This window comes from Lysinibacillus sp. FSL K6-0057, from assembly GCF_038630885.1.
In the GTDB taxonomy this organism is placed as follows: domain Bacteria; phylum Bacillota; class Bacilli; order Bacillales_A; family Planococcaceae; genus Lysinibacillus; species Lysinibacillus fusiformis_F.
In genome coordinates, this window is record NZ_CP152047.1 from 4,469,051 (window position 1) to 4,495,161 (window position 26,111).

The following is a 26,111-nucleotide window of genomic DNA, read 5'->3' on the forward strand; positions in this document are numbered from 1 at the left end:
GATTTGATCGCTATGCTACTATGAAAAAAAGTAAAGACACTTTGCAGAATGGATGATTGGAGTGGAGCCAGCGTCACTCCTAGGGGATTTAGCGTCACAGAGGAGACCCTGGAACGAACGGAAGTGAGTGAAGCGGCTCCTCGGACGCCCCCTGGAAAGGACGCTGGCGGAACGGAAATCAACCCCTCACCCTGCAAAGTTGCCTTTTCTGCCGTTGACATCCTCTTTTTTCAACAACATGTAGAGCTATTTCATCAGTGAAATAGCTCTTGCTTTCTGAATCTCTAAAAGATCCATCCTCTATTGCAATATTTACACAACAAACATTTTAATAGGTACTATAGTGTTTAATACTTCTAAAAATACAAATAGATGTAAATGTTAGTAGTCTATCCTTTTAAATTTTGCGCAAAGTTCGCTAATTTTTCTGCTGAATTCGTTACCTCAGTAAATGAAGTGCCTAATTCACTTAATATGCCTACAATTGCTTGTATTTTCGTTGCCATACAATCATTTTGATCTTTTGCTTCTGTCATGGCTCCCAATATACTCGTAAATTGACCTTCAGTTTGTAACATATTTTCCTCACCAGCTGCTACTTCATCTTGAATATTTGTCAAAGAATGCTCTAATTTCTCGGTTCGTTCACCCGTTTTTTTCAATAACAAAGCAACCGCTGTAACTGATTCTTTTGTTTGAATCGATAATTTACGCACTTCGTCAGCCACTACACTAAAGCCCTTCCCTGCTTCCCCAGCGCGTGCTGCTTCAATTGCAGCATTCAAAGCCAACAGATTCGTTTGATTCGCAATATTGGTCACAACACTCATGATTGTTTCCATTTCCCTAGACATACCTGATAATTGTTCAATATTTTCTTCTATATCATGAAGAGAATGAATAATATTGAGCATATTTTGTGATTGATTTTTTAAACGTTCGCGACCCTCAAGTGCTTGATTTTCAGCCAATGTAGACACTTCGAGTGATTTTTTGGCCAATTGTTTAATTTCGTCAGATTGTTTGCTTAAGCAGCAAAATGAATCATTTGTTTCCTGCGAGATTGTTGCAAGAGCTTCCGAAGAATCTACAATTTGTCGTTCAATCGCATCTTTTTCATGCACCATTTTTTCCTTCAGCTGTTCCACCGTGTTTTCAAAAGCTTCTAAAACAAGTTGTTGCTCAAAATTACAAATTTTCGATATAGCTCTGATCGTATTGAATTGATCTTGTGGAAACTCTATATTTTTTTCGACTAAATCAATAAATGATATCGATAAATCTTGGAATGCACAGATATACCACTGTGTTCTAAGCCCAATGTGGACATGCACCTTTGCAATCTTTACACGTCTTTGGTAATACAACTCATCAATGGTTCCGTTAAACATTTCAATAATATGCTGCCGTAATGTTACTTTAAGCTTTTCTACAGAACTATGATGACTAATAATATCTACCAAATGATGCTCTGTTCCTATCATGTTGTAAAAACGGTTTACGATGTGATCTACATTGTCCATAACATATGGCTGGAAAGCTTTTAAATATTGTAAGTCTTTCTTCGTTAAGTTCAGCATATCAATTTGCTTCGCCATTGATTGGCGAGAAGACAAATCCATTTTCACTGTGTATTGCTGTAAATCCAATACCTTCGTCTTTCTCTGTTTTTGAAAAATCACACATCTTCCCTCTTTCATTCCGTTTACTTTCATCAGGCTGAGAAACATCAAATCCCTTTTAACATATTGATGAATACATGAAAAAATACCGATAAAATAACTTTGGCCAGATTTAATGGTTACATCGGTTCGTACAATTTCAAATGACACACTGCCTCCAAAAGTGTGTCGAGTACCCATTTGTTCAATCCTCATAAGGTCATTTGTTCTCAACAAACAGATATAGTCACTACATGACTAGCAGTAAATTTATTTACGTATGCTTCTTTTCAAAATCACTCATATACATTAATCATTTTATAAATGGCTGTCAATCTTATTAATACCATTATTTTACATAAAATGTATAAAAAGTCCTTGTTGTTAAATAAACCGTACTAAACAATAAAAAAGCTACCACAATACTATTCGGTAGCTTTTTTAACCATTTTTTTGTTTATTATGCTTACTTGTTTTATATTTATTCTATTTTTTTATTGGTTATCTTTAATTTTCACTATATTAATATTTTTTACCCTCAACTAACATCTATCTACATACCCATAAACAGTAGTCATTACAAGACTAAAAGACCCATTCGCTACTGCTGTATAAATCATTCTAAAAACCTATACTTTTTAACACTAAATTTACAAACCTTTAAGTTCCTGTAATATTTTAGCCGCTTCTTCGGAGCCAGCATCTGCTGCGAGTCCATACCATTTGATAGCTTCTTTCAGATTTCTATCTATTCCTTTATCTTTATTGAAAATATGTCCTAATTGTAACTTGGCATCCACATCCCCTTGAAGGGCAGCCTGCTTAAACCAATGAATACCTTTTTCAATATTGCGTATTCCTGTTAGACCATTACTCCATATATAGCCTAAATCATAAAAGGCATCTACATGATATTGTTCCGCAGCTCTTTCATACCAAAATAGTCCACGATTGACATCTTTCGCTTGACCTAAGCGCCCCTCTAAATAAATTCCACCAAGTCGATATTGTGCTTCGACATACCCTGCCTCAGCTGATTTTTTATAGGCATTAAAAGCTGCTTCCACATCTATCTCAACGCCTAACCCCTGCTCATAAATAATGCCTAACGTAAACATTGCCTCTGCCACATTCTTTTTTGCAGCATAGTCAAACCATTTTTTTGCTAATGTATAATTCGTTGGTACGCCCTCGCCATTAAAGTACATATCCGCTAAATTATTGGCGGCATCCGCATGTCCCTGTAAAGCCGCTTTTTCATAGTATGAAAAGGCAAGGGAATAATTCTCCTCCATACCTATGCCCCCAAAGCAAAAATTCCCCATCACATATTGAGCATCTGCATTTCCTTGAGCTGCTGCTAGCTCAAACCATTTCAATGATTTTTCTGGTTGAAAATGTTTACCCTCTCTAGAATTATAATATTCTCCCAGTTGATATTGTGCATCTCCATCCTGCTCTTCAACCGCCTCTTTATACAAATCAATAATGACCTCATGATCTAAATCCTCTTCATCTAAAATAGCGATTTGTTCATCTTGATGGCAAAAGTACCACTCGACAATATCAAGCACATCATCTACTACTTCTATACTGTTTTTTAACTTTTCTAGCGAAGAAATTTGCCAGATAAGTATATAGATAGGCTGGGATATGGCATCACGTAAGACATCATCATATTCTGCTAACAGCGTTAATACATTCTCCTGTATGGATTGAGATTGTGCTGTATGGACAATCTGCAAATGGCGCTGTTGCTGTTCTTTTAATAGCCCCCGCACTACTTGATACAGAATTTTCTGCAAGGCTGTTAGGTTAATTTCAGCGAATGTAAGTAATTTTATATTTTGAGCAAACCATGGATCTTCTGTTTGTGTAAGATTTTGTAGGGAATCTATTCGTTCTTTATTTCGCTTGGCTAAAATTTGCTCGTACATTATTTTCCTCCCTTGCACACTATGTAAAAAAACTGCCTTGCCACTATTATATGGAAGACAGTTGAAGTTTGGTTACACATATGCTCTCAATAGTAAGCCTACGAATAGCGTAATAATTAAAAATACTGTGATATGGGTCCATTTATACATTACTAATAAACCTATAAATTCTCGCGTAAATGCATTGGGAACATAGTAAAAAGCTGTCTTTGAGCCAACGCCCTCGGCATCTAATGCTGCTTTCCTAGCATAAATACTTGCGCGAAACACATGAAAATTATTCGTAACAAAAATGGAACGATACTTCTCTTCAGGAGAATGGTGGTCCATCATTTTCTTTGAAAAGATCATATTTTGTTCTGTATTGGCTGAACGATCTTCCATTAGAATCTTGTCAGTCGGAATATGATGAACTTCTATTAAGTATTGTTTCATTGCAAATGCTTCTGATACCTTTTCATCATTTCCTTGACCGCCAGAGACAATGATAAAAGGCTTCTTCGCATACTTTATATATTGCTTTACTGCTTCATCTAAGCGACTTGCTAAAAGCGGAGGTACTCTATCGCCAATTAACCCTGAGCCTAATGCAATGATGTAATTTGGTTCATAACGTATAGGTGTAAAATGATACAATGTCGCATAAGCAAGGACACTAGTATATAAGAACATTGTATAGCCAAAAATCAAAAACGCATAGAAGAAAAGAATATGCCAAAATACATTTTCAATTTGAATAAAAATGACAAATACATACCATATCATCATAATAACAAAACTTAGCCCCAATATGGCTAACATTAAATTACGAAATTTACGCCCTTCCTTTTCTAATAATACTTTACTATTGAAAAACATGGCTATCGATAAAATAAACATAATGCTTGGAAAGCTTCCTAATATAATAAATATCCCCATTTCAGAAATAATTCCCTGATTATTTGGCAGCAATAAAGGATAATGAATAATAAGCGCTCTGACAATATATATACCTATCAGACCAAGAGCTACCGCGTTGAGGAAGCGCCTTTTTTCTGTTAAGTACAAAATGATAAAAATGGTGATGAAGATTGATAAAGTTAGTAGCATCGTTTCACTCCTTTCTATTGCATAATTTCCACAATCATTACATCTGCCACTATTTGTTCATATTTTTTGATATAGCTCAATTATTGAAAGCGTTTGTTTTATTTTTTAATATAGTTCATGTAATATTACTATATAAGAACTAGTTTATGATTAAATTCAAAATTATATTGGAGGAATGTATGTAATGAAAAAAATTCTTGCCGCTCTTTTTGCAGCGACACTGATATTTTCAACTGTTGGTGCAACATTATTTATTACTGATACACCAACGGCAGAAGCAAAATCGTATAAATCGGGTAAAAAAGGCTTCTCTAACAACAATAATAGCTCGAATATCCAAAAATCGAAGGATACTTCTAAAGATCAAAACAATGCAACAACAAATAAAAACAACTCAACATCTACTAATAAAGCAGATACTACTAAAAAAGGTGGCTTTTTCTCAGGCGGTCTGATGAAAGGATTAATGCTTGGTGGACTTGCTGGTTTATTATTCGGTAGTCTATTTGGTGGTATGGGGATATTGGGGAATATTTTAGGTTTACTTATTAACGTGGCAGCAATTGCGGTTATTGTAATGCTTGTTGTAAAAATAATGAATATGTTTAAAGATAAAAAGCGCAAAGAGGAAGCACAATGGCACAAATAATCAACGAACAAGATATTATTAATGCTATTTGTTTATCTCAAGCCTATTATCAAAACATTCGCCCAGAGGATGTTCTTGTTGAATTGACTTACGAAGATGACGCAGGCTTTGGTGCAGAGGTTGAAGTTAATGGTCAAATAGAAGTGCTTAATACAGCAGCCATGATTGGTGCCTTACGTGTTTGGATCAAGGATGTTTTGCATGGTGATCCATTCTCGACAGGGATTGAGCTTGTTTTAGATGACGAAGAAGGCATTATTGCCAAACTATCATAAAAAATAGCAGTACAATGAATCGTCCAAAAGATTCATTGTACTGCTATTTTACTTTTTCAAACGTTTTTTAACCTCTTCTTTTTCTTCCTCATTAAGAGAAAAATCTACGATAGAGCGGCCCAGCATTAATAACATGATAAACATGACTCCTGTACCAACAATTAAATAGATCATTGTAAATACTTTAGAATAAGCTGTTGTTGGGTATAGCCCTGTTTCTACACCTGTTGGAATCAAGCTCACTACAGCAAAATACATGGCATCCAACCAGTACCACCCTTCTGTCCCCTTGTAGAATAGAGTTCCTGATAGAATGATTAAGAATAGTGTAGTAAATAATGATATGAACTGTGGACGTTTAAAGGACCTCCACAAACCTTTTACTAATCTTTTAGCAGATAATATAAATGACAGCATCCCATTCTCCTTTATCGATGGACGTTCAACAGCATAGTTAGACTATACTTCGTTTTTTACGAAAACGTCAAAAGGTAGAGGTGACACTCCCCCTACCTTTTAATTATTATTGAATGAGGTGCTGACTAAGGTTTGTAAATATTTTAGCTGCTTGACCTCTTGTTGTGACAGCCTCTGGTAAGAACTTCTCTCCATCCCCTGTCACGATTCCTAACTCATACAGCATTGTGATTGCACGTTTTGTTTCTGCATTATATGAAGCTACATCTGCAAATGGCACATCACCTTTTGCAATATACGGCTGATTAAATTGCTGCTCATAGGCGCGATGAATCATTAAAGCTAATTGAGCACGTGTCACAGGCTGTCCAGGTTTAAATTTTCCACCCGTTCCCTTGATAAGACCATGTACATATGCAGCCGCAATTTCTGACTGTGTTGCTGCATCATAATTTGTAATATCAGTAAATGGTGCTTTTTCTTCTGTAGTTAAGCCTAAACTTCTTACAAGAATAGCTGCAGCTTGGGCACGTGTAACACTACTCTCAGGTCTAAATGTCCCATCTGTATAGCCATTCATTATACCCGTATCTGCTGCTTTTTGAATATAGTCTTTTGCCCAATGATTCTGTGTATCTGTAAAACTTACTGTTCCTTTCGTAGTGAAAGTAACTGTAGGATTTTGAACACTTTCATTACCAGCAGCATCGATTGCTTTGATGGATACATTGTAGGCTGTATTTTCTGTTAAATCTTCGAGCGTAATCGTAGTAGTATCAGCACTTAATGTTGAAGTTAATTTTCCATTCACATAGACATTGTAATTTGCCACGCCTACATTATCTGTCGCTTCTTGCCAACTAACCTCTACCGTTGTACGATCTTTTATTTCTACTCCAATAGCCTGCGTTACATCCCATAAAGAGCTTGTTTTAATGATTGGTAAAAATGCTTCATTTGCTACCGCTAAATAACCAGCTTCACTTAAATGAATATTTTCTGGGTTTGGTAGATAGTTAGCAACATCCTTTGCAACAACATCATATGTAGGAACAAAAATAGCGCCTGCTTTTTCAGTCGTTGTTTTGATTGTTGAATTCAATGTAGCTAATAACAGTTTAAATTGATTTTGTAAGCTCTCACTATAGTATGGGAAGGAATTATAATAGCCCATCACATATACTTCAGCTTGTGGATTAATCTTTTTGATTTCAGATAGAATAGTAGCAATGTTCGATACAGCTTCTTTAGAAGCTTTTATGATAGCCACAGTGTCAATGCCCGTTGCTTGAGATTCTTTTAATATTGGCAATAAATCATTTGCTCCAGCTGTTAATGTGATGATTTCAGCTTCTTTAATAGAAGCTCGTAACTTTGCTTGTTCCTTTGTATAACCGAAACCAGTCACTGTTTTTGCTACATCATTTTGTAGATCTGCTAAAACATTTTTAGTTGTGTAGCCTGACATAGCAAAGCCCTTATTAAAAGAAGTAAGGAAACCATCTTGCTGTAAAGCCTGTGCAATAAAATCGGTATAACCTAATCCAATTACACCTACTTCATTCATCCCATGCGCTAATGAATCACCAAGTGCAACATAATCGGTCTGTACAACCCAACTTGGTGCTATGTGGTCACCTTGTATTTCTTCTGCATTAGCTGCTACAGGTATAGCTAATTGCAAAGCCAATATACTTGAGGCTAAAAAACGAAATTTCTTTGATAATCGCATTTACTCTCTCCTCCACTTATAAAATAGTCATTGTTTTCACTATTTTACTAGAGGAGCGTTAAAAATAGGTTAAATTACAACAATCTTTTTGAAACTTTTCATTTTTTATCTAGTCAATCTGTATCTTTCCATAAATTCCACCTCCACCAACTTCGATGGCTAATTGACCCGTTCTCGCTAAATCGATTAATTGGGCTATTTTACGTGGCACAATTTGTTCAAGTTGATCTACTGTTACACGATGCAAAATATTCATTTCTGTACCAAATGCTTCGATTAAACGTTCCATCATTTTAGGTCCAACACCTGGAATGAAATCAAGTGGTACCTGATGAATATAAGGTGGTCTATTTCGCTCATTGGGGATATCTTCAGATAACTCCTGTATACGTGTAGCTACTCCCTTGATGATTTGAGTACTTCCACAGACTGTACAAACCGCAGCTTCTTTACTTAGCTGTTCACTACATTTTGCACAAACTGTTTGATGATATTTGCCAAGCAAAGGATTTAAGCCATAATTAGCTATTACCGCTCGCCCCTGTTGCTCATGTAGGGCCATTTTTAATTCCACAAAATTCGCTTCTGCTAATCGTAACTTCTGATACTCTCTTGCCAGTTTTCCAAGCGAATGAGCATCAGAATTGCTAACGAATGTATATGCTTGTAACTCTTTGATATGACTTACCATATTTGTATCAGAGCTTAAACCTAGTTCAATGCCATCGATCAGGTGTGGATCAAAGACTTCAGTTAAACTACGACGGACCCCTTTGCCAAACAAGCTTTTAAATGGTGTAAATACATGTGCAGGGATAAAAATCCCTTCCAATTCATGCACCTTTTGCTGCAAGGTCTGGCCGTCACAATAAATACGCTGTGAACTTAAATGGATATTTTTCATATGTTGTGACATCCAGTCTGAGAACTGCCTCATAAGCTTTAGTGTAGGAAAGTAAGCAAGCACATGAATAGGACCATGACAATGTTGATCATAAATTTCAATTTCCGATCCTGGAATCAAAGTTGTTTCTTGAAAACGTAGACCACCTTCTTTTAGTTCTTGCAGTTCACCATGTGCAATCATCTCCATCATTTCTTCAATTACGTCTGGGGAGTGACAATCAATGATCCCAATAATATCTAATCCTTTTCTCGCACTAGCCGTCTCTAAAATTCGTGCTAATGTTAACGTTTTACTGCCAGTAATTTTCACTGCTCTTCCACTAGAAGTACGTCCAATATGAATATGTAAATCCGCATAGAATTCTTTCAATCCAATCACTCCTTTTAGTACGTCTATAAAATGAAAATACCTTACATTACTGCAAGGCATTTCTCACTTTATTATGATGGATGATTTTGAGTAGTGCTATTATTTGCCTCAAAAGCGCCAGAACCATGTGATGGTGTGGAGGAAGCATCATAGGCAACTAATGTCACACCAATCTTTTTTTCAAGCTCATTAATTTTTTCGAGTTGCTGCGGGTCTAATTGTGCAAACTTAATTTCTTTCATGATCATCAATCCTTTCAATCATAAAATTCCCCGAAATATAGAAAATATACTCCTGCTCCGCATAATGGTGTCTGATTGTATAATGGCGTTTCAAACGAACATTGAACAAAAAAAATGACTGATTATCAGTCATTTTTTTGTTGACATTGGTTTTCTTATTCTGTAACATACTAAATAAGTAAGGCAAAAGTGAGGGATTGCATGTCAAAGGAAGAAAAAATTATTCAAGCTGCCATTGAGGTTTTTCGTGAAAAAGGAATAGAAAAAACAAAGGTTTCAGATATCGTTAAAGCTGCTGGGATCGCTCAAGGAACATTTTATCTTTATTTCCCATCACGCCTTTCTGTTATGCCTGCTATTGCAAAAAATATGGTAGAAAGAATTATAGCTACCTTAGACGAAGGTATTTCAAGTCATAGGCCTTTTGAACAGCAACTTGAAGAGGTTGTGGAAATGGTTTTCTTAATAACGAAAGAATATGGAGATATCGTTGCCCTTATTTATGCGGGTATTGCACAAACAGAGCATTTAAAAGAATGGGAAAGTATCTATGCTCCCTATTATGACTGGATGAGTCATTTCTTACTATCTGGCCAGCAACAAGGAATGATACGTGATTCTATTGATCCAACTCGTTCAGCTAAACTGATGATTGGTCTAATTGAATCTGCTGCCGAACAAATTTATTTATTTGATGATAGCAAGGATGAAACAATGAAATTGCTCAAGCTGGAGCTTATCGATTTCCTATATCATGCACTTGGCCTACGTCACCCATAAAGTGACGTTCTCTTTTATTCTAAAAATGACTGAACGTCAGTCATTTAATCTTATCCCATGAAAGGATTTTAATGATGAAAAAAGAATGGATGTACGTCGTATTAACAAGTTTATTTGAATTGCTTTGGGTATTTGGCTTTAATGTTGCAAGCTCATGGTGGCACTGGATAATTATTGTGACAATCATTGCTATAGATTTTCACTTCTTATCGAAGGCTTGTGAGAGCTTACCTACTGGAACAGTCTATGCTATTTTCGCCGGAGCAGGTGCAATCGGTACTACATTAATGGATATTTTCATTTTCGAAGGAGAGTTTAATGCCATTAAAGGACTGTTTATGTTTATTTTAATATTAGGTGTGATTGGTCTAAAATTAGCGGATAATTCCTCTAAAGAGCAAGATCAAACGAAAGGAGCGAATGTATAATGGGTTGGGTATTTATTATTTTAGCTGCATTGTCTGAAATTATAGGTGTAATCGGCTTACGCTTCTATAGTCAGCATAAAACAATACGAAACTTTATTTTATATATTGGTGGCTTTGGTGTGTCCTTTGCTCTTTTATATGCATCTTTCAACTATTTACAGTTAAGTATTGCCTATGTAGTATGGGTAGGAATTGGCACTGTTGGAGCTGTGCTAGTAAATATCATTTTCTTTGGTGAATCCAAAAATCTATCACGTATTATTAGTATCCTAGCGATTATCATAGGTGTAGCAGGCTTAAAAGCAGTATCTTAATGTTTCTACAATAAAGGACGCCACTCTTAAATCGGAGGCGTCCTTTATTCATTTTATTTAATATGGCATGGCGAAGAAGTATTGAAGTAATTAAGATAAAAATTCGTAGATTCCATCCGCAATAAACTCTGCTGGACCACGCATCCAGATATGGTCATTTTCGGCCCATCGTATGACTAAATCACCACCACTAAGTTGGACTACTATCTCTTCTTCCTTCTGACAAAAACCATTTAATATAGCAGCCACTACCGCTGCACAAGCACCTGTCCCACATGCCTCTGTTATACCTGAACCTCGCTCCCAAACTCGGCATTTTAATGCTTTCGCATGAACGACCTCTACGAATTCAACATTGCTATGATGAGGAAATCTCACATCATTTGCTATAATCCCCCCTAATGTTTTTAGTGGTGCCTGTTCTATAGCATTCACAAAAATGACGGCATTTGGATTCCCCAAAAACAACGCCGTTACCAAAAGAGATTGTTGGGGTAACGGAAATACCTCATTGATGACATGTTCATTTGGGTTTCCTAGCATCGGAATGTCTTTGCGCAATAAGAGAGGTTTGCCCATATCGACAATCACTTCTATAACACTATTGTTTTGAACCACTACCTGTGCCAGCATAATTCCGGATTTTGTTTCAATCGTAATTAGCTCTTTTCGCATAATATGACGGTCAAAGATATACTTAGCAACACAGCGAAGACCATTACCGCAATTTGTCCCCTCAGAGCCATCTTTATTAAAAATACGCATACAACAGTCAGCAATTTTGGATGGTTGGATAATAATTAATCCATCTGAGCCAATACCTGTATGAACATTGGCCATTTTCTGAGCCAATTCAAAAAAGATATCTTCCTTGTAATCATATTGAAAAAGATCAAGATAGATATAGCTGTTGCCAATACCATGCATTTTCGTAAAGGCTATTTGCATACAGTCACTCCCTATAAAGGATGTTATATGTATTTAAATAGAAGATCTTGCTTTCCTAAACTTGGCTGACCTTCTTCGCAAATTGGTCAGGGACATATGTGAGATAAGGCTTACCTGTCAGTGAGTGTGTTTGAATATCGGCAAAGACACCAAATACATCTTGCAACAATGCTGGCGTCAGCACTTCCTCTGGTGTACCATGACAAACGATCCGCCCTTGCTGTAAAACGTAAATTTGATCGCAGTACATAGCAGCGATATTCAAGTCATGCAAAGCTGCCACTACGGTTAAATGTAAGGTCTGAATTAAATCCATGAGTTGAAGTTGATGTTGAATATCTAAATGATTCGTCGGCTCATCTAATATTAGTACCTGTGCTTGTTGAGCGAGTGCTCGTGCAACCATTACGCGCTTTTTCTCGCCTCCTGAAAGAGAGCTAAAGCTTCGTTTCTCTAAATGAGATATACCCGTTTGTCTAAGAGCATCTTTAACAATTTGGAAATCTTGCTCTTGATCAAGCTCTAATAGCTTTTTATGTGGCGTTCTCCCCATACTGACTAAATCATGCACAGTGAAATCAAATAAAACGGGTGTTTCTTGGCTAACAACGGCCAAATTTTTTGCAATTGCTTTACTTGTTTGCTTTAAAATATCCTGCTCATTTAATAATACCGTACCGCTTTCGGGTTTTAGGAGACGATACATATTTTTTAACAATGTTGATTTTCCGCTTCCATTAGGGCCAATTAATCCAACAAATTGCTTTTCTTTTATTTGAATACTTACATCATGTAGTATACGCTGATCGTAAATGGAGAATGATACTTGTTTCGCTTCTAATGTCATGGAAATTAATCTCCTTCACCGAAAGAATAGTTGTTACGACGGAGTAGCCAAATGAAAAATGGTCCTCCACAAAAAGCTGTAATAATACCAATTGGCATTTCCTGAGGAGCGATGATGATTCGAGCAAAGGCATCTGCCCACACTAAGAATATTCCACCTATTAAAGCACTAATAGGTATTACATATTTATAGTTTGAGCCCACAATTAATCGCACAATATGGGGAATAATTAATCCCACAAATCCAATAGAACCACTAACTGCGACAAGCACACCTGTTAACAGAGAAACGAGTAATATTAGCTGGATACGAAATTGCTGAAGATTCACGCCTAATGTCACTGCCGCCTCTTCCCCCAGTAATAATAAATTTAAATTGCGATAGTGTAGCCACAGTAGCCCAAATACAACGAAGAATACGAAAGCTGGAATCACAATATTATTCCATTTAGCTCCAGCTAAACTACCTAGCATCCAAAACATAACAGCCTTTAAAGCCCCTTCTTGCTTTGACATCATTAAAATAAAGTTAGAGATAGCCGTTAAGATAAAGGACACAGCCATACCTGCCAATAGCAAGCGGAAAATAGAGACACGTCCACCAACACGTGATAAGAAAAAAACAAGTGCAATGGCAAGTAATGACCCAAGAAATGCGGATACTGACAGAGCGTAAATCCCTAAAAATGAAAAGGCCCCTAAAATAATTACAGAAGTAGCTCCGACAGCTGCCCCTGAAGAAATTCCTAGAATATACGGGTCAGCAATGGAATTTCGTACAAGCGCCTGAATCGCTGCCCCCGCAATGGCTAACCCCGCTCCAACAATAGCAGCTAGCAAAACACGAGGTGCTCTTATTTGCCAAATGATGATTTCCTGTGAGCGACTCCAATCTTGTTCGATAGCATTTTGTATAAAAGGAATTTTAGAAAGAATAACTTTCCATACATATAATGGTGTAACTGAAACAGAGCCAACCATTACAGCAAATGTCATTGAAACAATTAATACCATGAAAAGTACAAAGGAAAATAACATAAATTTTTTATTCATCTGTTTTAAACTCCTACTGAATATTGATGAATGAAGCAATAAAAAAAGGTATTCCATGCGAAAATACACATAGAAATACCCTAGATTAAACAAAGTCAGAAAATATCCAGCTATTGTCCGTAATTGCTTGCATCCTCGTGGGCATTACAGGTATTACTAACTGGCAGGTCTCCTGGCTTCGATTCAACATCCTATAATTGCCTTCCCATTCTTACACAGTGGCAAATAATATTATAGGATTCCTCGTTACAGTTGCGGGACAGCATCGGACTTCCACCGACTTCCCTTTTAAGTGACATTCAAAAATATCACACCAATAGTATTTGAAGTTATAAAATTGTGACGATTCTATCATACATTTTTATAGATAGTTAGTCTACATAGAAATGCATCTAGCATTTGAGTTAACTAATTTTAATAATAAGGTTGACACAGATACTTTCGTTTTTTACACTAGCTGTAATAACTTTTAAAACGAGGTGAAATCATGGCAACTGTTACACAACATAGTCATCATAAATTAAGAACTGTCGACATTACCTATATTGGATTATTTTCAACGCTAATGATGGTGGGTGCTAATATCACTTCCTTTGCACCCTTTATGGTAGTTGGTGGTGTACCCATTACGCTTCAAACCTTTTTTGCGATTTTAGCAGGGCTTATTCTTGGTAGTAGAAAAGGTGCGCTCGCCTGTACAATTTATATGTGTGTGGGTTTGGCAGGAGCACCTGTCTTTGCTCGCTTTGGTGGTGGAATTGGTCAAATTTTAAGTCCTACCTTTGGGTTTATTATTACATTTATTTTAGCGGCATTTGTTGCAGGGTGGATCGTGGAACGAAGCGGGACAAAGAAAAGCTTTATCGTAGCTGCTTTAGTAGCAACGGCTATAAATTATTTGATAGGAACAAATTGGATGTTTTTTGCATACAAGCTTTGGGCGAGTGCGCCAGAGAATTTTTCTTATAAGCTAGCTTGGCTTTGGATGATGCCTCCACTACCAAAAGATATTATTTTAGCCATTTTTGCTGGTATCTTCGCGTATAGATTACAAAAAACATTGAAAATCATGCCCATTCAATAACATATCTCTTCACTTCTTTCGTGTCAGACTAGAGGAAAATTTATTCATAGGTCATGTCCATCATTTCTGCACATTTATTTGCTACAGTAAGGGCAAATAGTGAGGAGGATATCACATGACATTCAATAGAAGATGGTCAATCGGACTATTATCAGTAGTCGCTCTAATTAGTTTATCGGCTTGTACAGAGGATCAAACAAAGCCTGCATCCACTTCTGTGGATACTTCTGAAGAAATCGATCATTCTGCGATGAACCATTCAAGTTCTGGCGAAATACCGGCAACCTTAAAAAAAGCTGAAAACCCGAAATTTCCTGTGGGGAGTACAGCCATTATTACAGATGGACATATGGACGGTATGAAAGGAGCCGAAGCAACAATAGTAGGTGCCTATAATACGACTGCCTATGTTATTTCCTATGAGCCCACATCTGGTGGAAAGCGTATAGAAAAGCATAAGTGGGTGATTCATGAAGAATTGATTGACCCACAAGAAGCACCACTGGCTCCTGGAACAGAAGTAAAAACGGATGCAGCACATATGGAAGGTATGGAAAGTGCGACTGTCCTTATTGATGAGGCTGTGCAAACAACTGTATATATGGTTGATTATACTTCCACTACAAGTGGTGAAGCTGTAAAAAATCATAAATGGGTAACAGAAGAAGAGCTTAGCCCAAAATAATAGAAATAACCTCTACCTTCAATTCTGGTAGAGGTTATTTTTAGCTCTTATGCTCCATTGGCTTTCTATTTGCAGACTTATGCCATTTATAGCCGATGCCCCAAACAGTTTGCAAGTAATCATCTGCAGGGAAACCACTTTTTCTTAATTTTTCTCTTAAATTACGCACATGTGAATCAATGGTACGATCTTCAATCGTCACATTATATCCCCAAACTGTATGGATAAGGTGTTCTCTAGAAAATGCTCTATTTTGATGATCTAAAAATAGGGCAAGCATGGCAAATTCCTTTGGTGTTAATGGAATTGCCTTATGTTGAAAATATACTTCAAAGGACTCTCTATCTAAACAAAGCCCTTCAAAGTTAATTACTTTTTCTTCTGATTTCGATCTTCTTAATACAGCATGTATTCGTGCTAATAACTCTTCCTCATCAAAAGGCTTTAATATGTAGTCATCAGCACCAAGGTTTAAGCCTTTTACAATATCAGCATGTTCTCCTTTTGCAGTAAGCATAATGATCGGGACATCCCAAAATTTCCTAATTTCCTGACAAACCTGCCATCCATCCATCTCTGGCATCATAATATCCAAAAGAACTAAATCCACATGCTCTTCTTCTAAAAAATCCAATGCCTCTTGAATGGAAGACATGGCTCTACAAAGAAATAGTGGTTCTAAATAAAGGGTTAATAACTCTAACATTCTTGGCTCATCATCAATGCATAAAATTGTTTTCATTCATTTCTACTCCTTTAAATGATAATTCAAAAGTAGTCCCTTTATTTATTTCACTACTAACCTTTATTTCTCCACCATGCGCTTGTACAAGTTCCTTGACAATAGCAAGCCCTAGTCCAGAACCACCTAAAGCACGACTACGGGATTTTTCCACACGATAAAACCGATCAAAAATATATGGTAAATCCTTCTTTGGTATTCCTTTACCTGTATCTTCAACAATGATGCTTAAAACTTCATTGTGTTTTTTTACAGTGACGGTAGTCGTATCTCCTGGCACACAATAGATTAATGCGTTATTTAATAGATTAATCAGGATTTGCTCCAGTCTTGCTTCATCGGCACATAGTGTTAAGCCATTATCACAACGTACAACAAAATAGATACCTTTATCTTGAAAAGCAGGGCTTAATTTTTCTTCAATGCTTGTAAAAAACGAATCTAAATGTAAGTAATGTTTTTCAATTACAAATGAGTTTTCATCCATTTTTGCTAAATCAAATAAGTCTTTGATTAACCGAGAAAGTCTATTGGTTTCTTCTATTATAATAGTTAAATACTTTTGACGATCCTGCTCTGTTAAATCCCGTTTCGCAAGAATGTCTGTATAGCCTTTAATAAAGGTTAGCGGTGTGCGAAGCTCATGTGCAATACTCGATAAAAACTCCTTACGCTCTTGCCTTAAATGATTTAAATCATTCGATAGTAGCTGTATCGCATTCGATAAATCTCCAAGTTCATCTTTTCCATTCGTAGAAAGAGCGACTGTAAAATCACCCTTACTCATTTTCAATGTAGCCTCTTTCATCTGAATAAGTGGTTTAGCAAGCTTCCGAGATAGAACAATAATGACTGCAATGCTGACAAGACCAGATACAATACCCACAATGAGAAAATGCTTATTGAGACGTTTCATTAATGCATGGATGGAATCGGTATTTTGAAACATAAATACATAGCCAATCGTTACTTGCTGATTTTGAATAGGGCTTATCGTAGCAATAGCTTGAACCTTTTGCCAATTGTCTTGTAAAACTCTTCCCTCATAAGGTATATTCCCCTCTGTCTTACGAAATAGATCCCTGATTTCTAGATGTGGTTGTGAGGAGGCAAGGATTGTTCCTTCAAGGTCAGTTACCACTACGTCTGTACTTGCTTCCGATTCCATAAGAACGACATGTGCTAGTGTTTCATTATTGAAGTTCTGTTCTAATATAGTACGATGTGAGTTTCCTCTCGCTTGCAAACTGGCTAATTCCTCTTCCACTCTAGAATTGGTCAAGGAAACATGCAAAAAAAACATCATAAATGTTTCGATACAAAACAATGTGATGAAAAAGATGATGCCAAGCTTTAGTGATAATTTTCTCATCCGTAACCACCAATTTAGAATTTCTTAAAAGTATAACGTGAAAGTGTGAAGATTTCATGCAGAAGGAGCATCTTTCCAAACAAAAAATGCCCATAAGTATATTGTATACTTATGGGTCAGATTTTAATTAAATGTATTTTTTTGCCCAGTTTAAGAAGTTATCAATGACTACGTCAAGGAATTTCACTGTACCTTCATCAGTTAAATTGCCTTCTGCATCAAATTTAGTGTGAACAGCACCAATATAAACGTCATTGCCGCTTAGTAATGGTGAGTTAATGCCAGGAGAGAACAAAATATCACGTAAATGTAATTGTGCTTTTACAGTACCTAAGTTCCCCATTGATGCACCCATGATGATAGATGGTTTGCCAATCATTACTTTATCTACACGAGATAGCCAATCAATAGCATTGACCATAACCCCTGGAACAGTACCATTATATTCTGGTGTAACCCAAAGTACAGCGTCTGCAGCTTTTACTTTTGCTTTAAAATCAAGAACTGCTTGTGGAGCCTCATTTTCGATATCTTGATTATACATTGGTAGGTCCTTTAAGCTTAAAACTTCAAGGTCTAACTTTTCTGTATAACGTTTTTGAATAAATTGAGCTAATTGCATATTATAAGATTCTTTACGGATACTACCTACGATTGCTACTACCTTCATGATGTTTCCTCCTAAATGTACATTATTCATAGTATTTGTATAGCTATTGTATTTTATACCATTTTAATAATAAATGGCAAATTCTTCAACTGGCTTACGATATCCACGTAATCGACGACTGCTTTCTTTTTCTTTCCCAATAGTGATCATTAGAGCAATTTCATGTGTTTCTGGTACATTGAAAAGCTCACGCATTTTTTGATTATCAAAGCCGATCATTGGACAAGTATCCCAGCCACGATTTTTAGCAGCTAGCATGAATAACATAGCAGACAAAGATGCATTCCGAATGGCTTCATCCTTCATAAATGCTTCACCGCGGTCTTCATAAAATTTTGTATTCTCTACTACAATATCTTCTAGTTCGCCAGCTGTAATTATACCTAAATCCACCATGCCTTGACTTAGTTCAGCAGTATTCTTATAAGCTTCCTTGTCACCTAATACAAGAATTACTCCTGAAGCTGAATGCACTTTATATTGACCAAATGCCGCCTCTCTCACCTTTTCTTTCATATCCTCATCCAGCACAACGATATAATTGGCATGCTGTAAGTTAAATGCTGATGGGGCAAGCTTGACATCCTCCAAAATAGGACGTATGTCATCCTCAGTCATCTTAACGTCCTTGATAAAATTATTAGCAGAGCGACGCTTATCTATCAGCTTGGAAAATTCCATTTTTTTATCCCCCAATACAGTTATGTATTCATCCAGTGAGGCTTTTCTTTCCCAACTGGATGAAATTATGTTACTCATATTCTTTATCGAACATAATAGAACTTCTTACAGTGTCAATTGGGCGAACAAGACTTTCAATCTGTTCACGTTTTGGTTCTAAAAACGGTGGTAATGATAGTTTTTCTCCTAATGTTTCATATGGCTCATCGCCCATAAATCCTGGACCATCTGTAGCCAATTCAAATAAAATCTGCGGAGCTACACGTGCATACAATGATTCAAAGAAATGACGATTTACATAGCCAGAAGTGTGGAAACCAAAGCTTTCGAAACGTGTAGTCCATTCATCTAATACCGCACGATCCTCTACACGAAAGGCTGCATGGTGAACAGTACCAAAACCTTGACGAGCAACGGGTAACACCGTGTTATGTTCGACAATAATCTGGGCGCCATTTCCTCCCTCACCTACTTCAAATAAATGAAAGTCTCCTTCTTCTGCAATCTCTGTAAAGAGCATTACCTTTTCTAACACATCTTTAAAGTATTTAAAATTAGCTACACGGACAAATACTGGCCCTAAACCTGTAATAGCATTTTCAAGTGGGATGGGTCCATCCTGCCAAGGCGTACCTGCTGCCACACCTGTATTATGCTCATCAGAAATAAGCTGATAGTGCTGATCATCAAAATCTACGAAAGATAGTGTTTTCTTACCAAACTGTTCTTTCATACCAGTATGTTTCACATTTAAACGATCGAAGCGCTTTACCCAATAATCTAAAGCAGCATCCGTTGGTACACGGAAAGAAGTCTTTGAAATTTCATTTGTACCATGTACACCTTTTGGGATGTTAGGGAAATCAAAGAACGTCATATCTGTACCTGCACTACCTTTATCATCTGCAAAGAATAAATGATATGTTTGAATATCATCCTGATTAACTGTTTTCTTCACTAAGCGCATTCCTAATACATAGGTGAAGAATTTATAGTTTTCTTCAGCACTACTTGTGATGGCCGTAACATGGTGTACACCTTTTAAATGATTCATAGAATGCTCCTCCTATTTATCTCGATATCGAGATATATGTGTAAAAATTTTTTATTGGTCAGTGGCGTTCTTGCCAACTTTTTTAAGTGATAAAATCATGTTGTCCAGCTCATGAGATTCCAATATTTCAAATATCTCATTTATTTTTTGTTCATGCTTAGGAAAAATTTCTTCCATCAAAGCCTGTCCCTCAAGCGTTAGTAATACGTACGTAACACGTCGATCTCTTGGACACGCCTTACGATATACATAGCCTTTTTGCTCGAGCTTATCAATCACATAAGTAATACTACTGCTTGCAATTAATATTTTTTTACCAATCATTTGAATAGGTTGCTCTCCACGATGGTACAAAAATTCAAGAACCGAAAATTCGGTTTGATTTAAATCGTATTGAAGTAAATCTCTTTTAGTTGCATCTTGAATCGTTTGATATGCTCGGAACAAGACCGTAAATGCTTTTAAGTTACGATTATTTTCCTTCATACGACTCCCTCTTTTTACTTCGAATTTAATTATCTTTAATTCGAGATAATAATAACATATACAATTTTAAACAGCAATCATTTTGTTTCATCATGTTTGTCATCTTCTTGTTTGGGTAGAAGGTAGTTGTAACTTATAAAGGAGGATTCTAAATGATAAAAGATGTAAACCAAAAACAACAACAGCTAGAAGCATTCCGAGTAAGTGATAAAGATCAACCTCTCACGACCAATCAAGGATTAAAGATATCAGAAGATGAACATTCACTAAAAGCAGGTGAGCGAGGACCCACTTTACTAGAGGATTTTCATTTTCGTGAAAAAATGACCCACTTTGACCATGAACGAATTCCTGAACGAGTAGTACACGCACGTGGCTCAGCAGCTCATGGAATTTTTAAAACATATGAATGTGCAAGTGATATTACAAAGGCTCAATTTTTAAATGGGAAAGGAACTAAAACCCCTGTATTTGTTCGCTTCTCTACCGTTGCAGGGTCAAAAGGATCTGCAGATACCGTCCGTGACGCACGCGGCTTTGCTACCAAGTTTTATACACAAGAGGGTAATTATGATTTAGTAGGAAATAATATTCCTGTATTTTTTATTCAAGATGCTATTAAATTCCCCGATTTTATACACGCCGTAAAGCCTGAACCAAATAACGAAATTCCCCAAGCACAAAGTGCCCATGATACATTTTGGGATTTCATTGCAAATAATCAGGAGTCTGCTCATATGGTCATGTGGCATATGTCAGATAGATCGATCCCACGAAGCTATCGAATGATGGAGGGGTTTGGTGTGAATACTTATCGCTTTGTCAACGCCGAAGGAAAAGCCCACTTTGTTAAATTTCATTGGAAACCTGTACTTGGGGTAAAATCTTTAGTTTGGGATGAAGCACAAATCATCGCTGGAAAAGACCCTGATTTTCATCGCAGAGATTTATGGGAATCGATTGAACGTGGGTATTTCCCAGAGTGGGAACTTGGTGTTCAACTTATTCCTGTTGAAGATGAATTTAAATTTAGCTTTGATATTCTCGATGCCACTAAAATATGGCCCGAAGAAGAGGTTCCTGTACGCCTTCTTGGGAAAATGACATTGAACAAAAACACGGATAACTTCTTTGCAGAAACGGAACAAGTTGCATTTCATGTTGGTCACGTTGTACCTGGAATTGATTTTTCAAATGATCCATTATTACAAGGTCGCTTATTCTCCTACACAGATACGCAGTTAATAAGACTGGGAGGACCAAATTCCCATGAACTTCCTATTAATAAACCGATCTGTCCATTCCATAATAACCAACGAGATGGCTATGGCCGACAAACCATTAATGTGGGACAAGTTAGCTACCATAAAAATTCCTTAGCCAATAATACACCACACCCTGTTTCTGAAGCAGATGGTGGCTATAAGCATTATGAAGAAAAAGTCGAAGGGCATAAAGTACGTGCACGTAGTGAGAGCTTTAACGACCATTTTTCACAAGCACGATTATTCTGGCTTAGTATGACAGATATTGAGAAAAAGCATATTATCGATGCCTTTAGCTTTGAACTTGGCAAGGTAAAAAATAAAGCGATTCGTAAACAAGTTGTAGACATGTTCGCTCATGTCAGTTACTCACTTGCTTCAGCTATTGCTGAACGAATTGGTATAGTTCCCCCTATAGAAGTGGAAGTACCGCATATTCACCAAACTTCTCCAGCTGTTAGCCAAGTAATCAATGCAAAGGAAAGTGTCCAATCTAATAAAGTAGCTGTAGTGGTTACAGAAAATAGTAGTGAAAATTTAAACGAACTTATTGCTACATTTTTAAGTGAAAATATAGTAGTTGAGCTAGTAAGTACTAAGCAAGGCATAGTAAGTGGCTATGAAATTCACGAAACATTTGCTACAACCTCCTCAGTTCTTTATGATGGCGTTTATGTTACAGGAGCCTTTCAAGATTCCTATCAACAAGCAAAAGCAGAACGGTTTATTGAACAAGCCTATCAGCACTGCAAAACAATAGGTTATACGAAAAATGTTTCGTTTTTACAGCATATTGCTAATAAAAATGGGGTTGCAAGCGATCCAAAATCTTTCGTACATGCCCTTGCTAAACATCGACATTGGGTACGTGAATGTAAATGAATAAAAAGCCAGCTAACTGATTAAATCAGCTAGCTGGCTCATAGTGTTGAAAAACAAAACAATCCATAGAATTTTTATGGAAGGTGAAAATGAATTTCCGTTGCAGGCTACTTGCTTTCCTGTGGGCGAGCGCCGAATCGCTTCCTCCGCTACCGCTCCGTTTAGAGTTTTGCCTGTCTCGCTATCCCACGGGAGTCAAGTAGCCCTCCACTCCAATCCACAAAAGTGTTACCTTTTTAGCAAAGGTTTTCAAATAAAGTGAAGGTGTTCTCTACTCTTTATGAAGAGGTATTGTCACGCATCACTTCTCCACATTGAAAATAAGAGTTTATCCCCTCTAAGAATACAGATAATGGGCTATTTGATTGCTATGCTAGTATGAAAAAAGTAAAGACATTTTGCAGAATGGTTGATTGGAGTGGAGACAGCGTCACTCCTAGGGGATTTAGCGTCACAGATGAGACCCTGGAGCGAACGTTAGTGAGTGAAGCGGCTCATCGGACGCCCCCTGGAAAGGACGCTGGCGGAACGGAAATCAACCCCTCACCTTGCAAAGTTACTTTTTCTTCCGTTGACATCATCTTTTTTCAACAACATAAGCCAGCTAACTGATTCAATCAGCTAGCTGGCTTTTTTCTATTATTTAATTCGTTTAAATTCCTTTTCATTGCCGTCTACAAATTCGACATCCACTTCAATGGATTGATAGTTATCTTCAATATTGAATACTTTGATTACTTGATCAATCACTTCATCATTAGGTGTTGTAGAATCAAAATTCAACTGCTTAAATAACGGCTCTAATTTAGTATACGCTTCATCACCCTGTAGTTTTTCATTTTTTCGATCATCCTGTAACTTTGCCTCTATGCCTGTTTTTTTATCCTCATATTCTACCTCATAAGACTCCGTTGCAGAGTAGTCAACGTCTAATGAAAACTCTATAAAATTGAAGGTCACTTGGTCAGTTGGTGTATCACCAGTTTGTTGAGTAGCATTTTGATCTGCTGGTGCATTTGCTGGCACATCCTTTACCTCATCCTTATTACAGCCGTAAAGAATAATAGTCATTAAAGGAATCGCTAAGATAAATTTCAATTTCAATTGATTCACTCCTTTCTTACATATTACTTCCCTATTCTTCTACAAACTAACCTAAAAAAAAGGGCATCTCCTACAATGAGGAGATACCCTTTTCGTGGAATACGACTTAATAATAGAAGTTACGATCCACTTTATTTTCTTGAATTGCTTTTGCTAAACGAACTGTTGACACAGCCAAATCGGCATATGACACACTCTTAGTAGCATTAAAGTTATTTTGCTGTGTATCAATTAGACCCATCCCATTTGCTATTGCTATATAGCCTGTATACGCTGGATCAATAGACGCTGCATCCGCAAAGTTTAATTTGTAAATATCCTTATACTTTGCAACATTCTCCAATTGCATTACTTTAACAGCCCAAACTGCTAGCTCTTGGCGAGTTAATGTTTCATCCAAAGCGAATTGGTTCGCTGGCTGTAAAATTCCCATTCTAACAGCTTGTTCAACCACTCCATATAATGGATGGTTTTTATCGATATTGCTGAAGGATTGCTTTTCTCCTTCGCCGCTACCAAAATAGCCATATGTTAAAGATTTTAGTAGAATCTTTAATGCTTCTCCCTTTGTTACAGCAGCATCAGCATTAAAGTTTGCTATATCTTTTACCTCTAATACATTTTGATTTAAAAGATAATTTAATTCATTAGCTGCAGTTGGATGTGAAATGGATGGCTTCTCTTTGGAGCCATCTACCTGATACAACCATTCACCGGTAATTGCATCAATCTGATTATCTAAACTACCATTGTAAGTTGGAGCATAGATTAGATCATAATGTTGTTTACCTTCAGTATCTTGTTTTGCATATTGTAGCTGTAATGTAAGTGCCTTACTATAAGCTTCTTTAGCTTTATCAGCTGAGATTACCTGGCTGATAGATGGCCAATTATTAATCTTTTGTTTATTAACATTCAATGAACGTAATGACCCATCAGAGCCAATACCTACGTATATTTCATCTCCAACAACCGCAATCCCATTTACGATACGTGGGAAGGAGAAGTAATAATCTTTACTATAGTCATCATGTACAGCATCATCGATTGGCATCGAATACTCATGTAAATAGGATGGAGCCCATTGCTTTAAGTATTCAACCGCCTTTGCCAATGCAGCATCCTTAGAAATAGTATTTGTTTTGTCGGTGTTTGTAAAATCTCTCCTTAAATCATGGTACTGCACGATTTCGCCTGTTGCCTTATTAATTTCGAAAGAGGTACCGGAACCACCATTATTGTACATATACATGTAATTTACTGTATAAACCGTCTCGCCACTTTCATTTTCTCGTTCATCAACCATATCAATAGAGAGTTTTGCCTTGTCTTCATCAACCTTTAAGAAATTTTTAGCGAATTCCTCAACTTCTGCTACTGTCATACCACTTTTTCTTGGCGGTAACTGCTGTGAAGATATTTTCTGAGCACTTTTCGTCTTTGGAACTTGTGCAGAGAAGCCATTCATTGTTTGCCATTGACCCGTTAAAGCATGTACACCATTAAACCCTGTCGCTGGCATATAGACAAGCTTCACATTACGTTGATCGTTAGAATAGTCAACAGCATAACGAAGTTCAACTGCTAGGTTATCACGTACTTGTGCAGCAATTTCTTCCTCATTTTTTTTCTGGCTTGAGCTATCAAAGGTTGCTTTACTAATAGAATCTGTATTGCGGTACATTCCTGTTATTTGGCCATTAGCAAGAACATCAATGGTAATACTTTGATCGCCAATAAGGACACCATTATAAGTTGGTGAATAAACAAATGAGTAGGTAATTGGCTGTGATAATGGACGATTGATATCATTGTAATAACCGAAGCCATCTTCACGGAGTTTATAGTTCTCTATATTCGCAAATTTTTTCAGGAAATCTTCTGCAATTTTTTTGGCTTCAATCTCCGAATATTTTGCTGGATATACTGCTTCAGCGATATTAGCTGGTTGATAATAGAAATGTTCTAAATCTAAATCTTCGCCTTTAAATGTAAAACCACCATAAACATCTTTACCATTCACCGTTTTATGGAAGTTTAAATCATAACGGACAGTTTTATCATCTCTAAAGAAATGACCGCCTCCAGAATTAAACTCATTGTCAGCTACAAATTTGAACTCTTCAGGGAATAGTGCACGTAATTTGTTAATTAGCATACCCTTTGTCACTTTTGTCTCTGTAGCAGCTAACTGTATTTCAATACGCTCTGAAGGTTCTTTCACATTTGCAGAAGCTTGTGAAACGGGTGCTAGAACCCCAACAGAAAATGCCGTAGTCGTTAAAATAATACCTAACTTTTTAAATCTACCCAAAATATCCCTCCTATAATACTATTTACCATAATTATAATATATTTATCCATATTTAGATATGAATTTTACAGATAATTTCCTCTTTGAAGAAACATATTGGGTAATATATCCACTTTTCTTCATTT

The 26,111-nt window shown here is 36.7% G+C and carries 26 protein-coding genes and 1 riboswitch; of the genes, 8 read left to right on the forward strand and 18 right to left on the reverse strand.

Going from position 1 to position 26,111, the window contains the following annotated elements:
- Positions 1-389: 389 nt before the first annotated feature.
- From MHB40_RS22345 to MHB40_RS22355, 3 genes are all read right to left on the reverse strand, one after another.
- Positions 390-1,682 carry a globin-coupled sensor protein gene (locus MHB40_RS22345; RefSeq protein WP_342441694.1) on the reverse strand — a complete coding sequence of 431 codons (1,293 nt, stop codon included), beginning with the start codon at positions 1,680-1,682 and terminating at the stop codon, positions 390-392.
- 629 nt (positions 1,683-2,311) lie between these two features.
- A complete protein-coding gene (locus MHB40_RS22350) occupies positions 2,312-3,598 on the reverse strand; it encodes a tetratricopeptide repeat protein (protein WP_342441695.1) in 1,287 nt (428 codons plus the stop codon).
- A 72-nt stretch (positions 3,599-3,670) separates the two neighbouring features.
- Entirely contained in the window at positions 3,671-4,687 is a 1,017-nt protein-coding gene (locus MHB40_RS22355; RefSeq protein ID WP_342441696.1) for a YdcF family protein, read from the reverse strand.
- 184 nt (positions 4,688-4,871) lie between these two features.
- Here MHB40_RS22355 and MHB40_RS22360 point away from each other — a divergent pair, with 184 nt between their 5' ends.
- Positions 4,872-5,336 (forward strand): hypothetical protein, encoded by a 465-nt coding sequence (locus MHB40_RS22360; protein ID WP_205445799.1) that lies wholly within the window; start codon positions 4,872-4,874, stop codon positions 5,334-5,336.
- Positions 5,324-5,611, forward strand: coding sequence for a DUF2653 family protein (locus tag MHB40_RS22365; RefSeq protein WP_004224435.1), 288 nt, complete (start codon positions 5,324-5,326; stop codon positions 5,609-5,611). Before MHB40_RS22360 ends, MHB40_RS22365 begins: the two co-directional genes overlap by 13 nt.
- A 48-nt stretch (positions 5,612-5,659) precedes the next feature.
- Here MHB40_RS22365 and MHB40_RS22370 read toward each other — a convergent pair whose 3' ends face one another.
- From MHB40_RS22370 to MHB40_RS22385, 4 genes are all read right to left on the reverse strand, one after another.
- Positions 5,660-6,028 (reverse strand): ion channel, encoded by a 369-nt coding sequence (locus MHB40_RS22370; RefSeq protein ID WP_342441697.1) that lies wholly within the window; start codon positions 6,026-6,028, stop codon positions 5,660-5,662.
- A 106-nt stretch (positions 6,029-6,134) separates the two neighbouring features.
- Complete coding sequence (locus MHB40_RS22375) at positions 6,135-7,760, reverse strand: S-layer homology domain-containing protein (protein WP_342441698.1); 1,626 nt, start codon at positions 7,758-7,760, stop codon at positions 6,135-6,137.
- 109 nt (positions 7,761-7,869) lie between these two features.
- A complete protein-coding gene (locus tag MHB40_RS22380; protein ID WP_342441699.1) occupies positions 7,870-9,036 on the reverse strand; it encodes an endonuclease Q family protein in 1,167 nt (388 codons plus the stop codon).
- 71 nt (positions 9,037-9,107) lie between these two features.
- The gene (locus MHB40_RS22385) at positions 9,108-9,278 is read right to left on the reverse strand and encodes a hypothetical protein (protein ID WP_205445806.1); all 171 of its coding nucleotides are present in this window, start codon (positions 9,276-9,278) and stop codon (positions 9,108-9,110) included.
- 201 nt (positions 9,279-9,479) lie between these two features.
- On the opposite strand from MHB40_RS22385, the gene MHB40_RS22390 reads away from it, so the two are divergent.
- The 3 genes from MHB40_RS22390 (at position 9,480) to MHB40_RS22400 (ending at position 10,800) form a co-directional block, all read left to right on the forward strand.
- The gene (locus MHB40_RS22390; RefSeq protein WP_342441700.1) at positions 9,480-10,058 is read left to right on the forward strand and encodes a TetR family transcriptional regulator; all 579 of its coding nucleotides are present in this window, start codon (positions 9,480-9,482) and stop codon (positions 10,056-10,058) included.
- Positions 10,059-10,132: 74 nt separating this feature from the next.
- Positions 10,133-10,486, forward strand: a complete 354-nt coding sequence (locus MHB40_RS22395; RefSeq protein WP_342443777.1) for an SMR family transporter — start codon at positions 10,133-10,135, stop codon at positions 10,484-10,486.
- Positions 10,486-10,800 (forward strand): SMR family transporter, encoded by a 315-nt coding sequence (locus MHB40_RS22400; protein WP_342441701.1) that lies wholly within the window; start codon positions 10,486-10,488, stop codon positions 10,798-10,800. Before MHB40_RS22395 ends, MHB40_RS22400 begins: the two co-directional genes overlap by 1 nt.
- 90 nt (positions 10,801-10,890) lie before the next feature.
- On the opposite strand, the gene dapF is transcribed toward MHB40_RS22400, so the two are convergent.
- From dapF to MHB40_RS22415, 3 genes are read right to left on the reverse strand one after another with little or no spacing between them, the layout of a single operon-like run.
- The gene (gene dapF, locus MHB40_RS22405) at positions 10,891-11,748 is read right to left on the reverse strand and encodes a diaminopimelate epimerase (RefSeq protein WP_342441702.1); all 858 of its coding nucleotides are present in this window, start codon (positions 11,746-11,748) and stop codon (positions 10,891-10,893) included.
- A 55-nt stretch (positions 11,749-11,803) separates the two neighbouring features.
- Positions 11,804-12,595, reverse strand: a complete 792-nt coding sequence (locus MHB40_RS22410) for a heme ABC transporter ATP-binding protein (RefSeq protein WP_205445813.1) — start codon at positions 12,593-12,595, stop codon at positions 11,804-11,806.
- Positions 12,596-12,600: 5 nt separating this feature from the next.
- A complete protein-coding gene (locus tag MHB40_RS22415; protein WP_016993711.1) occupies positions 12,601-13,647 on the reverse strand; it encodes an iron chelate uptake ABC transporter family permease subunit in 1,047 nt (348 codons plus the stop codon).
- 144 nt (positions 13,648-13,791) lie between these two features.
- Positions 13,792-13,980: riboswitch (cobalamin riboswitch) on the reverse strand.
- A gap of 154 nt (positions 13,981-14,134) precedes the next feature.
- Here MHB40_RS22415 and MHB40_RS22420 point away from each other — a divergent pair.
- Both MHB40_RS22420 and MHB40_RS22425 read left to right on the forward strand, forming a co-directional pair.
- Entirely contained in the window at positions 14,135-14,731 is a 597-nt protein-coding gene (locus MHB40_RS22420; RefSeq protein ID WP_342441703.1) for a biotin transporter BioY, read from the forward strand.
- Positions 14,732-14,846: 115 nt separating this feature from the next.
- Positions 14,847-15,416 carry a YdhK family protein gene (locus tag MHB40_RS22425; protein WP_342441704.1) on the forward strand — a complete coding sequence of 190 codons (570 nt, stop codon included), beginning with the start codon at positions 14,847-14,849 and terminating at the stop codon, positions 15,414-15,416.
- A gap of 40 nt (positions 15,417-15,456) precedes the next feature.
- On the opposite strand, the gene MHB40_RS22430 is transcribed toward MHB40_RS22425, so the two are convergent.
- The 6 genes from MHB40_RS22430 to MHB40_RS22455 all read right to left on the reverse strand — a co-directional run bounded on the left by MHB40_RS22430 (position 15,457) and on the right by MHB40_RS22455 (position 20,421).
- Positions 15,457-16,158 carry a response regulator transcription factor gene (locus tag MHB40_RS22430; RefSeq protein WP_342441705.1) on the reverse strand — a complete coding sequence of 234 codons (702 nt, stop codon included), beginning with the start codon at positions 16,156-16,158 and terminating at the stop codon, positions 15,457-15,459.
- The gene (locus tag MHB40_RS22435; RefSeq protein ID WP_342441706.1) at positions 16,136-17,530 is read right to left on the reverse strand and encodes an ATP-binding protein; all 1,395 of its coding nucleotides are present in this window, start codon (positions 17,528-17,530) and stop codon (positions 16,136-16,138) included. The genes MHB40_RS22430 and MHB40_RS22435 overlap by 23 nt, the downstream gene beginning before the upstream one ends.
- Before the next feature lie 127 nt (positions 17,531-17,657).
- Complete coding sequence (locus MHB40_RS22440) at positions 17,658-18,200, reverse strand: NADPH-dependent FMN reductase (protein WP_205445821.1); 543 nt, start codon at positions 18,198-18,200, stop codon at positions 17,658-17,660.
- 63 nt (positions 18,201-18,263) lie between these two features.
- Positions 18,264-18,881 carry a nitroreductase family protein gene (locus tag MHB40_RS22445; protein WP_205445823.1) on the reverse strand — a complete coding sequence of 206 codons (618 nt, stop codon included), beginning with the start codon at positions 18,879-18,881 and terminating at the stop codon, positions 18,264-18,266.
- Between the two features lie 70 nt (positions 18,882-18,951).
- Positions 18,952-19,935, reverse strand: a complete 984-nt coding sequence (locus MHB40_RS22450; protein WP_342441707.1) for a ring-cleaving dioxygenase — start codon at positions 19,933-19,935, stop codon at positions 18,952-18,954.
- 51 nt (positions 19,936-19,986) lie between these two features.
- A complete protein-coding gene (locus MHB40_RS22455; RefSeq protein WP_342441708.1) occupies positions 19,987-20,421 on the reverse strand; it encodes a MarR family transcriptional regulator in 435 nt (144 codons plus the stop codon).
- A 152-nt stretch (positions 20,422-20,573) separates the two neighbouring features.
- On the opposite strand from MHB40_RS22455, the gene MHB40_RS22460 reads away from it, so the two are divergent.
- Positions 20,574-22,568, forward strand: a complete 1,995-nt coding sequence (locus MHB40_RS22460; RefSeq protein WP_342441709.1) for a catalase — start codon at positions 20,574-20,576, stop codon at positions 22,566-22,568.
- Between the two features lie 639 nt (positions 22,569-23,207).
- Here the strand turns inward: MHB40_RS22460 and MHB40_RS22465 are convergent.
- Both MHB40_RS22465 and MHB40_RS22470 read right to left on the reverse strand, forming a co-directional pair.
- Positions 23,208-23,672, reverse strand: a complete 465-nt coding sequence (locus tag MHB40_RS22465) for a YusW family protein (protein WP_342441710.1) — start codon at positions 23,670-23,672, stop codon at positions 23,208-23,210.
- Positions 23,673-23,778: 106 nt separating this feature from the next.
- Positions 23,779-25,986, reverse strand: a complete 2,208-nt coding sequence (locus MHB40_RS22470) for a YcdB/YcdC domain-containing protein (RefSeq protein ID WP_342441711.1) — start codon at positions 25,984-25,986, stop codon at positions 23,779-23,781.
- Positions 25,987-26,111 lie beyond the last annotated feature (125 nt).